The organism is Kiritimatiella glycovorans, assembly GCF_001017655.1.
GTDB classification, from domain to species: Bacteria; Verrucomicrobiota; Kiritimatiellia; order Kiritimatiellales; family Kiritimatiellaceae; genus Kiritimatiella; species Kiritimatiella glycovorans.
In genome coordinates this window covers 750,314-764,059 of record NZ_CP010904.1, presented here as the reverse complement: position 1 = coordinate 764,059, position 13,746 = coordinate 750,314, and the positions used below count along the sequence as shown (strand labels likewise).

Here is a 13,746-nt window from a genome sequence, read left to right as displayed (position 1 = left end):
TCCGCTCAACCATCGACCCGCACCCCCATTTTCTCCAGGTGGCCGGTGACCCGCGCGGCCAGGTCCTCGACCTCTCGCTCGATGGCCGGCAAGGGCTCGGCGTAGCGTTCTTCCAGCTCGCGGACGCGGCCGGCGAGTTGGTTGGTGATGCGCTCGACTTCGGATTCGATGGCGGCGCGGATGTCGGCCAGCCATTTGTCGTCCACCGTGAGCTGCCTGATCTCGTCCTCGGTGAGGGATTCGTAGCGGGCGAGCACGGCCTGATCGAGCTCGGCCTGGGCGTTCTTGACGGCCGTCTTGGCGCTGGCCTCGGCCTCCATGAGCGTTTTGCACTGCTTGAGGGCGGCGATCTCGTCGGCGCTGTCCGGCTCGCCCTTGAGGGCCTTGAGGCGTTTGGGGATCTCGGTTTTGGTGACCTTGCCCTTGTCGTTTTTGACCTCGCTCAAGGGGTCTTCCTCGCCCCCATCCATCGACGCCTGTTCCTCGATGAATTCCTCCAGCTCGCGGGTGGCGGTTTCCTGCTCGGCCTGTAGTGTTTCGAGCCTGGCCTGCTGGTCGGCGAAGTAGCGGGTGATGACCAGCGCGGGCGGGATCAGGTCCAGCTTGTATTTCCTGGCCTTTTTGCCGCTGCCGATGGTGAGGTCGGGGGCTTCCTTGATCTTGCGTTCCTTGTTGTCGATGACGCCGCGGGGGCGGGCGGCGTCCTGCCAGCCCTCGGCGGCGATGAGGTGGGCGTCGTCGGCCATGACGTCGGCCCAGTAGTCCATCAGGCGCTGGTAGACGGCGTAGCGGTCCAGCAGTGGTATCTCAGCAAAGCGCTGGAGCAGGTCATCGGACAGGGCGTGGATCACATCCCGGGGCTTGTCGCCGGCTTGCAGGGCGTGCAGTGCCGAGCGATGGGCCGCCTGCCAGGCGTTGATGACGCCGCTGACGGTGCCCGCGAAGGCCTGGAAGTCGGGGTGCGCCAGCACGGTGGGCTTGACTTGCCGGGTCTCGACCTTCGCTTCCAGGTAGCCGGGCTGGCCGTTGTCTTTGAACAAGGCCTCGCGCAGGCCGGGCAGTACGGACCAGTAGGGTGCCAGCGCGTCCACGTCGCGCTGGGGGATGCCGCCGTTGAGATGCGCGCCGAGGTCGTGGCGGTCCTCGGCCTCGCCCGTGTCGATGTAGCGCGGGATGTTGAGGTTGGAGTCGTTGGCCTCGGAGGCGATTTCGGCCAGCGGCACTTGGCGGGCGTAGCCGGGCAGATCGCGCTGGTGGTTGAATACGTCCACGATCTTGTGGATGTCGCGCGAGCGCAGGCGGTTCTTGTTGCCGTCCTTGATGAACTCGCGGCTGGCGTCGACCATAAAGATGTGCTCGCGGCCGGCGGCCTGTTGCTTGTCGATGACCAGGATGCAGGCGGGGATGCCGGTACCGTAGAAGAGGTTGGCCGGGAGACCGATAATGCCCTTGATCAGCCCGCGGCTTATCAGCTTGCGGCGGATGTCGGCCTCCTTGTTGCCGCGAAACAGCACGCCGTGGGGCAGGATGATGGCGCCCTTGCCGGTGGACCTGAGCGACTTGATCAGGTGCAGCAAAAAGGCGTAGTCGCCGTTCTTGGCCGGCGGGATGCCGTATTCGAAGCGGTCGAACTCGTCGTTGGCCGGGTCCAGGCCGTTGGTCCAGGACTTGGCGGAGAACGGCGGATTGGCGACGGCGTAGTCGAAGGTCTTGAGGCGGCCGTCGGCGCTCTTGAAATAGGGGCGCGAGAGGGTGTTGTCCCGCCACAGTTCGGCGGTGGGGTAGTCGTGCAGGATCATGTTCATCTTCGCCAGCGCCCAGGTGGCGTTGTCGTTTTCCTGGCCGTAGATGCTCAGACCCTGCGGGGCCTCGTAAGCGGCGCGCAGCAGCAGCGAGCCCGAGCCGCAGGTGGGGTCATACAGCGTCTCGTCCTGGCGCGTATCCGGGCCGATACCCACCACCTGGGCGATCACACGCGAGACCTCGCCGGGGGTGTAGAACTGGCCCTTGCTCTTGCCGGACTCGGTGGCGAAGTGGCGCATCAGGTACTCGTAGGTGTCGCCCAGCAGGTCGTCGCCGTCGGCGCGGTTGGCGCCCAGATCCAGCTGGTCAAAAATACTCACGAGCTTGGAGAGCCGGTCCTGCATGTCCTTGCCGGAACCGAGTTTGGTCTCGTCGTTGAAGTCCGCCTGGTCGATGACGCCTTTGAGATCGTTGGCCTCGGCCAAGCGCCCGATGATCTTGTTGATCTTGTCGCCGATCTCCTTGTCGCCCTTCAGCGCTACCATGTCCTGGAAGCTGCCGCCCTCGGGAACCTCGATCAGCGAATCCTGCTTGTCGCTGACGTACTTCATGAACAGCAGCGTCAGGACGTAGTCCTTGTACTGGGAGGCGTCCATGCCGCCGCGCAACTCGTCGCAGGACTGCCAGAGGGAGGTGTAGAGTTGGGATTTTTTCAGTGCCATTTAATGTCCGTTCCCTATCTGCATATTTTCCGCTATTACTATTGTGCATAACGGTTGAACTCAGCGGCGGGACTCCGTCCGCTGAAGTGACTGGTTCGAACCTGTTTTTCTCCCGCCAGGCCGCCAAGGTGGCCAGGGAATTTCTTCATTCGGAAAACACGATTCCCTTGCCTATGCGATTCTCATTTCTCTTTGCGATCTTTGCGAGAGTCATGTCTTGCGTTTTCGAACAGGCGGGAACGACCACGGATGACAGGTTTCAAAAAAGCTCAGCCCTGCGCCGCCTCCATTCGCTCCAGTTCACTTTGGGCCTCACGCTTGCCCAGAGCCACAATCGCCTTCATCCGGGCCAGGGTCTCGGCACTTCTGAATTCGATCTTTTTACGGCCGCGGTTTTCCCAGTTAAGGATGCTCTGATCGCTTACCCCGGCCAGGGTCCCCATCTGCGCCCGGCTGAATCCGAACCGTTCCCGGGCCGCCTTTACACCGTTGCCCGTGAGCCAGCCGCCGACCTCTTCACCCGGGACCTCAAGACCGGCCGGTTCTTCCGGCACCCGTTTCTCAAGCGCCTTCATCCTTTTTTCGAGGGCATCGATTTGACGCCGCAGATTGGCGATATGCTTCTTCTGCCGATTGTTCATGCTCTTTACGGACTGAAGCTCGCTGCGGATTTCCCGACGGGCTTCGGTGATGATCAATTTTTTAAGCTCGTCCTTCAGGGCCATATTGTATCTCTCCCGGGGTTAAGAGGCGCAACCTGAACCACCCGCGCCAAACCCGAATCTAACTCATTGCGAGTAATACACAAAGACGAATATCTCAGCCGACTTCGTCAATCCGGATACGGCGCTACCTGTTCCGTTTTGCAATGATCATCCCCCCTTTATGGAAACCCCTTTCTCTCCCGGCATTGCTCGGGTAGGCTCGACTCCGGTCATCGCGACGCGGGGGTTGAAAGAGACCCCGCGGGAGAGCACGCAAACGAAAGGGTTCGCCCCATAGTTCGCGAGCAGACAAAAGGAGGGCCGCTCCATCATGACACCAGAGATTCATGCGATGGGAACGAGGATACGGATAGGGCTGATCGCCTTACTGTGTCTGGCGGGTCCGGGTGGGTTGCGAAGTGAGGGTGCACGGACTTCCGAAAACCACGCCGGTCTCCGCAAACTGCTTGAGCGCAGGCCGGGGCTCGATCGAAACCGCGATGGGATGCTTACGGAGAACGAGGTTCGGGCCTCGCGCCGCGAGAGGGGCCGGAAGAAACGGCCATATCGTGTGCCCCCCACGCACCGCGACGTTTGCTACGGCGAGCACGAGAGCATGGTGCTCGACTTCTGGGAAGCGGCGTCGGACCGGCCCGCGCCGCTGTTCGTCTGGTTTCACGGGGGAGGATTCCGGGGCGGCGACAAGTCCGGGATTCCCCGGGAACTGATGGAGAGGCTTCTGGAGTCCGGCGTTTCCGTAGCGTCGGTCAATTATCGTCTCACGCACCTCGGACCGTACCCGCAACCGATGGAGGACAGCGCGCGCGCCATCCAGTTTCTGCGTTCCAGGGCGGAGGAATGGGCTATCGACCCGCGGCGTGTGGCCGCGGGCGGGGGCTCGGCCGGGTCGGGAATCGCGCAGTGGCTGGGGTTCCATGATGATCTCGCCGATCCGGCGAGCAGCGATCCGATCGAGCGCCAGTCGACCCGCCTCTCCTGCGTCCTCGCGTACAATATGCAGTCGACGTACGACCCGCGTGTGATTCGTGAGATCATCCCGGGAATGACCGGTCGGCACGACGCGCTGCCGGCCTTCTACGGCCTTCCGGAGAACTGGTCGCTCGACACCGCCCGGATTACGCCGGAACAGGATGCGCTGTTTAAAGACGCTTCGCCCGTAACCCATCTGGACGCCGGCGACCCGCCGGTATTCTCTTTTCATTTCGAAAAACAAAGCGTCCCGGGCAATATCCATCATTCGAACTTCGGCCGATACCTGGAGAAGAAGGCGGAAAAAGTCGGTGTCGAATGCGTGCGCCGGATGGACCGCGACTATAAAAACCATGAAGCTGCATTTGACGCTATCGCCGCATTTATCAAACAACACCTGGATGTATGAGGCGGATGCGGGTGTTTCGTTTGAGGAAAAACAGGGTTCTTCATGGATTCTTGCGGAACGGCCGGAATCGTAGCGGCTGGATTAAAAATCCGCTCGCGTCACATCGTACTCATACTCCGCGAAGCAATGCTTGTACTCGAGTTCCCTGAACAGGGGGGAGTGGGATCGCGCCTTCGGCGCTCCGAGTACGCGTACGAGTACGAGTAAGAGTAAGAGTACGAATTATGTTCACCCCTCTCAACCCACCTTCATGCTCTTCATGGTGAATCCCTTTTTCCCTCCTTCTCAGTTCTCCCGCATCCCACCTTTCCCGGGAACCCGTAACGTACCGCCCCGATCTTGACTTATCGCGGCGGGCGCGACAATCCTTTATGCGGCGGGCCGTTAAGTGGGCCCGTTCAAATGATCGGCGTGGTATGCGTCAGACCTATTCCATCGAAGACGTGCTGGAGTTCCTGGACGAAGGACGGGTCATTCCCGTTCTCGGGCCGCGCATTATGGATGTCGAAATCGACGGCACCGTGCGGCTGTTCCAGGACTACCTCGCCGAGACGCTGGCACAATCGCTCGACGTGTCGCCTGAAAACGAAAACGGGACATCTCCGAATGTGGATGCGGTCGTTCGCGCCCATCTCGACGGGGGCGGCAACATCAAGTCGGTCTACCCGAAGGCCAAGGCGATTCTCCGCGCTCCGCTCAAGCCGGGCCCCAACCTCCGGGCGCTCGCCGAGATCACCTCGTTCCGCCTTTTCGTGAACCTGACCATCTGCCCCCTGCTCGACGAAGCTCTAGGGGATGCGAGCGAACTGGTCTATTCGCCTGATGCCCCCGTCGACCTGCCCTCTACGATCCAGCTCGACACGCTGGAACAGCCGATCGTCTACCACCTGATGGGCGCGCCGAGCGCCCGGCCGAATTACGCCCTCAGCGAGATCGACACACTGGAATTTGTAACCGCGCTGCAGAATCCCGAACGCCAGCCGAACGTACTCTTCGACGAACTGAAGACCAGCAATCTGTTGTTGATCGGTTTCGGGTATCCCGACTGGCTCGGTCGCTTCCTCCTGCGCCTGATCAAGAATGCGCCGATCAACAGTCATGAGACCCAGGGACTTTTCCTCGGCGGCCGGGAGGCGCACGACACCTCCTTCTGCCACTTCGTCACGCGCTACTGCGCCGATGCGGGACTCTACGAGGGTTCGGCCGGAGAATTCGTGCGCGAATTGCGCGACCGCTGGCGCGAGACCTCACGCAAGGGGGCCGCGGGCCCGGGCGGACCCCGGCGCGCGCCCATGACCGAGGGAGCGATCTTTCTCAGCTACGCGCGCGAGGACCTTGAGGCGGCGCGTGCCATGCGCGATGCGCTCGATGAGTGGGGGCTCGAGGTGTGGCTGGATGAAGCCAAGCTCGCCCCCGGCTGCGCCTGGGTGCCCGAGATCGTCCGCAACATTCACAAGGCCGCCGCGTTTGTGCCGCTGATATCCGCGAATACCGAGGCCGCTTCGCAGGACCGTTTCTTCTACCGCGAGTGGAAGGAGGCTCGCGATTTCGTCGAGCGCAACGCCGAACGCCGGCCGGGCTTTATCTTCCCCGCCGTGATCGACGACACGGAGCCCTACGAGGCGAAAAATCTCCCGCTTGCCTTCCGCAGCCTCCAAATGACCTCCTGCCCCGCCGGCCTGCCTGCCCAGGCCCTGGTCCGCGAACTGCACAAGGCCGACCGGAACAAGCAGAAAGAACTGATGGGGGTTCCGGCATGACGCGTCCCGCCGTCCCGTCCCCGGAACTCACACGCGACCAGCCGTGGCCGGGCCTGGTCGCCTTTTCCGAATCGTCCCGGGACTTCTTCCACGGACGCGCGGAGGAGACCGCCGAACTGCTGCGACGCGTCAAGCGCAGTCGGCTCTCCGTGCTCTACAGCATCTCCGGCGTCGGCAAGACCTCGCTGCTCAGGGCCGGTGTGTTCCCGCAACTCCGTGAAGAGCGCTTTATCCCCGTCTACCTCAGGCTCAGCTTCGATGAGAACTGTACCGTGGAGGTCCTGCGCGACCAGGTGCTGAGCGCCGTCCGCGCCGCGCTGAAGGATGCGGGGATCACCGTCGAAAGTTCCGAAGAACGTCCGCTGGAACGTACCGACCGCACGCTCTGGGAGACCTTTAACCGCGCCGGCCTCTTTTTCTGGACGCCGCGCAACCGCCCCGCCGTGCCGGTGCTCGTTTTCGACCAGTTCGAAGAAGCCTTTACTCTCGGCCGCCGCTGCCCCCGGGCTGTGGACGCGCTGCTCGAAGATCTTTCCTGTCTCGCGGAACATCGCGTCCCGCGGGCTGCGGCGGCGATGATTGAAGCGGCCGCCGAGCGCGGAGAAGATCCTCCGTTCGAATATCAGCTCGATCGCGTCCGCCTGCTGCTGAGCCTGCGTGAGGATTTCCTCTGCGAGCTGCTGGCGCTCCGCGATCGCTGTCCTTCGATCATGTCCAACGAGATGCGGCTGGAGCCCTTCAGCGGCGAGGCCGCCTTCGGCGCGCTGCGCGCTTCGGGGCAACACCTGATGGACGAGCCCACGGCGGAGACGATCGTGCGCATGGCTGCGGGTGCTTCCCCCAACGCCGCGCTCGACGACATTCTGGTTGAACCCGCCCTGCTCTCGCTGATGTGTTTCGAACTCAATCGCCGCCGGATCGAACAGGGTCGCACGGACATCGGGGCCGACCTGCTCTCCGGGGTCGGACGACGCGTGTTCGAGGAGTTTTACGACGCGACCATGGCGGCGGTGGCCGACCCGGTAGCGCGCGCCGTTGAAGATGCCCTGCTCACGGGCGACGGCCGGAGGATGTTCGCGCCGGTCGAGGACTTCATCCGCGGCACGGGACTGGAAACCGCCCCGGCGCGCCGGGCGGTGGATCTGCTGGTGGAGCGACGCCTGCTGCACATCGAAAATGTGCGCGGCGTAGCGATGATCGAACTGACCCACGACGTCCTGACGCCGATCGTCCGGGCGCGGCGCGAATCAGCGGAGCGCGCGCGAAGAGAGGCTCCGCCTTCGTCGCGAGCGCAGGCGCTTCAGGGTCGCCGCCGGCAGTGCGGCGCTGCTCGTCCTCCTGCTCGCGGGACTGATCGGCTCGAGCTGGTGGTTCTTCGTCCGGACCCATGTCCGCTACTACGAGACATTCACCAAGCGCCACGGTATCCCGGCAGGCCTCAGCCCCCTGACCCCGGACGAGGCGGGTCACCGCAGCACTTCGTTCAAGTTTGTATACCACGGTCTGCACCGTCCGAAATTCAATTGGACGGAGATGCAGTTTCCAAAGCGGCCGGTCGACCGGGTTATTGCCGTGAACGGCCATGACCGGCCCACGATCGATCACTGGTGCGACACCTATCTCTGGGGAAGAGAGGAATGGGGATCAGACTCCGGCGATGCGACGGGGGTGGTACCCGACTGGCTCCTGCGCGAAGTGTGTCAGTGGCGTTTCGTCACCGACGAACAGGGTCGCGTGATGCATGAGATCGGCGAAAACGCCGAGGGCAAGGTCGTCTGGATCCTGCAGTACAACGCCCTGAACCTCGACGAGGGACAGCCGCGCTCCCGCTTCGCACACTTCGTCGGCGCCGGGGGATACGCGCAGCGTCAGCGCCAGGCGATCCAGGCGGCCGGAACGACCACCAACGCCGTGACGGCGGCGGCCGAATACGTGCGCATCTCCTACGGAGCGGGGGGGATGGAAACGCTGGTCGAGTACTGCGGCGCTCACGGCGAGCCCCTGCCCGGCCTGGAAGGGGCTCACGCCAGCGCCTTCCGGTATAATGAGGAGGGTCGCCTCGTCGAACATCGTTACCTGCGGCTGAAAAGGGAAGATCGCGATGCACGCCGCCGGACCCTTGAGAGCTACGAACCCCTGCGCTCCCACGCCGGTGCAGCCGGTCATCTTTACTTCTACTCCGGGGGGAGACACGTGCGGTCCATCTCCTACGGTGCGGAGGGCACGAACGATCTCTGCTGCGTGCGCAGCGGCTGGTGCGAGGCACGCTACCGTCACGACAAGTGGGGCAATATCGTATCCGTCACGTTGTTCGACGATCAGGGTCGCCCGGCGGTGGACGACCGCTGGAACTTCCACTCATGGAGCAACGAATACAACCCATGCGGCGATACGATACAGAGCCGCCACTACGGCCCGGAGGGCGATCCCTGCCTCCATTCCTCCACAGAAACACACGGTACACGCTATGCCTTTGACGATCAGGGCAGAATCATCTCAGAGGTTTACCTGGGGCTGGACGGCGAGCCGGAATCCCGGGACGGAGTGACCGAAAAGCGCTATACGTGGATCGACGCCGTGAACGTCGGCCGTGAGCGCTACTTTGACCGCCACGGGCACCCCTGCCTCCACGAGAACGGGTTTCACGGACGAAACTTCTCCTTCGACCGCAACGGATATCTCGATGAACAGGTCTGGGTCGATCTGAACGACCATCCGGTCTGTCCTGAGGGTCAAGCATACGCCATCAATCGTCTGGTCAATGACGACCGGGGCAACTGCCTCGACTGGCGCTGTTTCGGCGCCGATGGTCGGCCCGTTCTTGATCATGACGGGACACACCGGATCAGCTATCGCCGCGATTCCATGGGCAATATCCTGGAAACCCGCTACTTCGGGTGTTCGAACCAGCCCGTCGCGCACCGGGACGGCAATCACGCCGTCGTCTGCCGCTACGATGCCCGCGGTAATGAAATCGAAAAGACGTGGCTGAACATCGAAAACCACCCCACGGCCATCTCAGGGTGCGAGTATGCCACGGTTCGACGAATCTACGACGGCTTCGACCGATTAATCGAGGAGCGGTACTACGACGAACGCGGGCAACCCATGCTTTGTGAAGAGGGGTGCCACGGCTACCGTCTTTCCTGGAACGAGCGGGGCCATCCCGTCGAACGCGTCCATTTCGGCTGTGACCGCCTGCCATGCGCCAATGCCCGGGGTATCGCCATCCTGCGCTTCCGTTATGACGAGCGGGGTCGGCGCAAGGTGGAGCGCTACTTCGATGCTTCCGGAACACCGCTGCGCATGCCCGGCGGGTACTGCGGTCTTCGATTCGAGCACGACGACCGGGATCGCCAGATCGCGGAAACCTTTCTCGGACCCGACGGCGAGCCGACCTTTTCCACCAATGGCTATGTGACGCTTCGATGGACGCTCGATGATGAGGGGCGACGGACATCCGAGTCCTTTTATGATGAAGACGGACGACCCGCACTTCACCCGAAAGGATATCACCGCTGCCAGATCATTTATGAGGGGACGGGCGATACGTATCGCTATTTCGATGCCCTCGGCGACCCGACCCGTCACAGCACCTACGACTACGGATTCCGACAGGTTCTGAACGAACAGGGTAAACTCGTCGAGTTCTGCGTCATTGATGCCCACGGCCGGCCCGCCTCCCACACGGAGGAAGGCTTTACCTTTCTCCATATCAAGTATGACGAGTCGGGGCGCGAGATCGAACGCCGCTATCATGATGCCGGGAATGCCCCCACAACCCATCGCGACGGGAACCATGGGTACCGATCGAAGCTCGACGAAGCGGGCCGCGAACTTGAGCGGCTGTTTTTCGACACCCGGGGCCGTCCCGTCAACACTACCGGGGGATACGCCGTCGTCCGTAAAAAATACGACGAGACGGGAAACGCCACAATGGTCAGCTATTTCGATCAGCACGAGCAGCCCGTTGCGGATGATAAGGGCATCCACCGCTATGAATGCACATTCGAAGGCGACCTGCTGATAGAACAACGCCACTTCGGCCCGGACGGCGAACCCTGCTGCCGCACCGACGGGCATTATTCCATCGCTCGACGCGAGCTGGATGAGAACGGGAATCCCGGTTTGTGGAAGCTCTTCGATGAACACGGCCATCCGCTCGAATCCGCAAAATAGCGATGATTCGTGGATTTTGTGGGGGGGAGTCGTTTTGGGGAAGAGGCGGGATGGGGATTCACCACAGCGGCCACAGAGGATGCCGGGGTCGGGATGGGAGACGACAAACGTTCGTAGTAGCGCCGCAAGCGCCCGAAGGGCCAAGGCGCGTTATACCGTTCGTAGTAGCGCCTGGCCTGCCCCCGGCAGGCCAGGCGCGTGAAGATAACGGCCCTGGCCCTGCTTCGCAGGCCTGCGGGCCTACTACGGACGTAAGAGAGAGCGCACGATTCCTTCGCCTGGGCTCTTCTCATTCACCTTTGCGGTCCCGGCGCCTTTGCGAGAGACCCTTCTTGTGTTTTCGACTCGGATTACAGCGGATGGGATCTCGAAATCCGGATCGAAGTCGAAATCGGGTTTCAGAGAGAACATAATTCGTACTCGTACTCGAGTTCCCTGAACAGGGGGAATGGGATCGCGCCTTCGGCGCTCCGAGTACGCATACGAGTACGAGTAAGAGTACGAATTATGTTCACCGCCCCTCAACCCACCTTCATGCTCTTCATGTCCTTCATGGTTAATCCATGTCACGTCCTTACCACTTAATCTTCACTTCCCGCCTTCCGAATTCGAGCGCGCGCTGTTTATCGTGGCCCATATAGATGTCGATCGCGCGTCGCTGGTCCGCAGCCATTTTATCGATGACCGTATACGTGCCCAGGCCTTCGATTCTGACTTGCACTCCATTGGTCAAGCCGTGATCGAGAAGGTCGCGCGAGACGGCAATCACGTCCATGCCGGGCTCGATGCGGTCGCCCCAGGCGGCGGTGTGCGGGGTCGCGTCCGTCTGGGCCCGCTCCGAAGTGTAGGCCGTCGCCGTCACGCGCAAGGATCGATCACCCAGTTCACGCACGGCGAACAGAAATACAAAAAATGCGAGGGCCGTGATGGTCCATGTCATCCGCATATCACGCTTTGCCTCCCGCTTAATGGGCCCGGCTTCGGCAGAGGTCTTCCTGCGCGACCATGATCGTTCTGCCATAAACCGGCTTCTATTTTCTGAAATTAACCCCACAGTAAACCATAGAGGACACCACCGACAGCCCCAGCAGCGGAAGTATCAGGCTGGAGGCTGCGTCCCTTGCCCCTGCTCCAGTATCCGTTGTTGCCAGGCAATACACATAAGCAAGCGCGGCCAATACGAAGGCGAGGGTGCTGAGCGAAGCGAGCACTCTCGCCTTATGCTTCGAGAAGTCCGTCCGAACCCTTCCGCGGGGAAAAGCGATTCTCCCGGAGAGACCGAGCACGAACATAACACCGAGGAAAACCCAGAAAGCGGAATAACCCATACTTTCGATGATATCCACTGCACCCTTCTTTCTTTTTTGTTCCGGCGGTTCAGGCACCTCTGCTCATGCCCCCGTGGTAAGCATCCTTCAAGACGGCCCGCCCGCGTGTTCCTCCAGTTCCGACCAGCGGTCGAAGGCGGCGTCCAGCTCCCGCGGGATGGCCTCCGCGCGTTCGGTTGCGGTTCTGATCTCCTCCTGCGGACGACGATAGAACTCCGGATCGTTGAGCGTGGACTGCAGCGCGTCAAGTTCGCGCTCAAGCGCCTCGATCCGCGCGGGCAGTTTCTCCAGCTCTTCGCGCTGTTTGTTATTCAGTTTGCGCGGACGCGCCTTCTGCGTGCTCTGCGCGGGTTTGTGCGTCTTCGGCGGGGGCCTTTCCTTCTTCAGCCCGCCGCTCTGGCGCACCCAGTCGTCGTATCCACCGACGTACTCGCCGACACGACCGTTCCCCTCGAAGGCGAGGATGCGGTCGACCACGTTATTCAGGAACGCGCGATCGTGGCTGACGAGCAGAATCGTTCCCTCGAAGTCCATGAGCTGCTCTTCGAGCACCTCCATGGTGTCGCTGTCGAGATCGTTGGTCGGCTCGTCGAGCACCAGTACGTTGGCGGTGCGCGCAAAGAGCTTGGCGAGCAACAGCCGGTTGCGTTCACCGCCGGACAGGCCGCAGACCGGCCGCGCGGCATCCTCGCGCGTGAAGAGGAAATTGCGCAGGTATCCGAGCACGTGCATCTTGCGCCCGCCGATGAAGACGTACTGATTGTCGTCGCACAGGTTCTGTTTCACGCTGCGGTTCTCGTCGAGTTCCTGCCGGTGCTGGTCGAAGTAGGCCGGTTCGAGATTGGTGCCGTGTTTCACGGTCCCCGACTGCGGTTCGAGGTCGCCGAGCAGCAGGCGCAGGAGGGTCGACTTCCCGCAGCCGTTGGGCCCGATGATCCCGATCCGGTCGCCGCGCTGGATCTTGAGATTCAAGCCGTTTACGGCCGGTTCGCCGTCCCACGCGTAGGTGGCGTTCTTCGCGGTGATGACCTTGCGGCCGGTCGACTCGGCCTCCTGGATCGAAAAGCGCGCGCCGCGGCCCTGCCTGCGGCGCTTTCCGCGCTCGCTGCGCATCGCGTAGAGGTTGCGCACGCGGCCGATGTTGCGCGTACGCCGCGCGGAAATCCCCTCGCGGATCCACTGCTCTTCCTCCGCCAGCCTCTTATCGAACTCCTTCCAGTGCGACCGCTCCACCCTCAGGCGCTCGGCGCGCCGTTCGATGTAGGTGTCGTAATCCAGATCCCAGCTGTAGAGCGCGCCGCGGTCCAGCTCTATGATCCTCGTCGACAGATTGCGCACGAACGCGCGGTCGTGCGTCACGAACAGCAGTGCGCCGTCGCGCCGTTTAAGGAAGGTCTCCAGCCACTCGATCGCCTCGATATCGAGATGGTTCGTCGGCTCGTCGAGGATCAGAATGTCGGGCTCGTTCACCAGCGCCCGCGCCAGCAGTACGCGGCGGCGCGTGCCGCCCGAGAGCGTCGAGAACTCCGCCCGCGGATCGAGTTTCAGCAGCGAGATCGCGCGCTCGACGGGATGGCTCAGCTCGTGCTCGTGGTCCCACTCCTCGGAGACGATATCGAAGACCGAACCCGTACGGTCCATCGGCACTTCCTGTTCGAGCTGGGCGACGACGAGATCCTGCCGGCGGACGATCTCGCCGTCGTGGGGAATCAACTCGCCCGCGATGATCTTCAGGAGCGTCGATTTACCCGCGCCGTTGCGGCCCATCAGGCAGACCCGCTCACCCGGCTCGATCGTCATATCCACGCCGTCCAGGATCGGCGGACCGCCGAAGGCCATGTGAACATCTTTGAGCGTCATTAAGGCCATGGTAAAAAGCGCACTTCGCCGGCTGCAAAAAAGGGACGGCTT

Annotated in this window: 8 protein-coding genes; 4 read left to right on the top strand and 4 right to left on the bottom strand. The window is 62.3% G+C overall.

Annotation, left to right across the window (positions count from 1 at the left end; translation table 11 throughout):
• Positions 1-5: 5 nt before the first annotated feature.
• A complete protein-coding gene (locus L21SP4_RS03235; RefSeq protein WP_052881314.1) occupies positions 6-2,465 on the bottom strand; it encodes a type I restriction-modification system subunit M in 2,460 nt (819 codons plus the stop codon).
• Positions 2,466-2,734: 269 nt separating this feature from the next.
• On the bottom strand, positions 2,735-3,190 hold the full coding sequence (locus L21SP4_RS03230; RefSeq protein ID WP_052881313.1) for a hypothetical protein: 456 nt from the start codon (positions 3,188-3,190) through the stop codon (positions 2,735-2,737).
• Between the two features lie 310 nt (positions 3,191-3,500).
• Here L21SP4_RS03230 and L21SP4_RS03225 point away from each other — a divergent pair, with 310 nt between their 5' ends.
• From L21SP4_RS03225 to L21SP4_RS03210, 4 genes are all read left to right on the top strand, one after another.
• Entirely contained in the window at positions 3,501-4,568 is a 1,068-nt protein-coding gene (locus L21SP4_RS03225) for an alpha/beta hydrolase (protein ID WP_082116490.1), read from the top strand.
• A gap of 416 nt (positions 4,569-4,984) precedes the next feature.
• Complete coding sequence (locus tag L21SP4_RS03220; RefSeq protein ID WP_052881311.1) at positions 4,985-6,328, top strand: toll/interleukin-1 receptor domain-containing protein; 1,344 nt, start codon at positions 4,985-4,987, stop codon at positions 6,326-6,328.
• Positions 6,325-7,914: an nSTAND1 domain-containing NTPase gene (locus L21SP4_RS03215; RefSeq protein ID WP_052881310.1), complete on the top strand. Its 1,590-nt coding sequence runs from the start codon at positions 6,325-6,327 to the stop codon at positions 7,912-7,914. Before L21SP4_RS03220 ends, L21SP4_RS03215 begins: the two co-directional genes overlap by 4 nt.
• Positions 7,862-10,507, top strand: a complete 2,646-nt coding sequence (locus L21SP4_RS03210) for an RHS repeat protein (protein ID WP_052881309.1) — start codon at positions 7,862-7,864, stop codon at positions 10,505-10,507. The genes L21SP4_RS03215 and L21SP4_RS03210 overlap by 53 nt, the downstream gene beginning before the upstream one ends.
• A gap of 574 nt (positions 10,508-11,081) precedes the next feature.
• Here L21SP4_RS03210 and L21SP4_RS03205 read toward each other — a convergent pair.
• Together L21SP4_RS03205 and L21SP4_RS03195 are read right to left on the bottom strand one after the other, a co-directional pair.
• A complete protein-coding gene (locus L21SP4_RS03205; RefSeq protein ID WP_052881308.1) occupies positions 11,082-11,453 on the bottom strand; it encodes a 3D domain-containing protein in 372 nt (123 codons plus the stop codon).
• Positions 11,454-11,922: 469 nt separating this feature from the next.
• The gene (locus L21SP4_RS03195) at positions 11,923-13,704 is read right to left on the bottom strand and encodes an ATP-binding cassette domain-containing protein (protein WP_052881306.1); all 1,782 of its coding nucleotides are present in this window, start codon (positions 13,702-13,704) and stop codon (positions 11,923-11,925) included.
• Between the last annotated feature and the right edge of the window lie 42 nt (positions 13,705-13,746).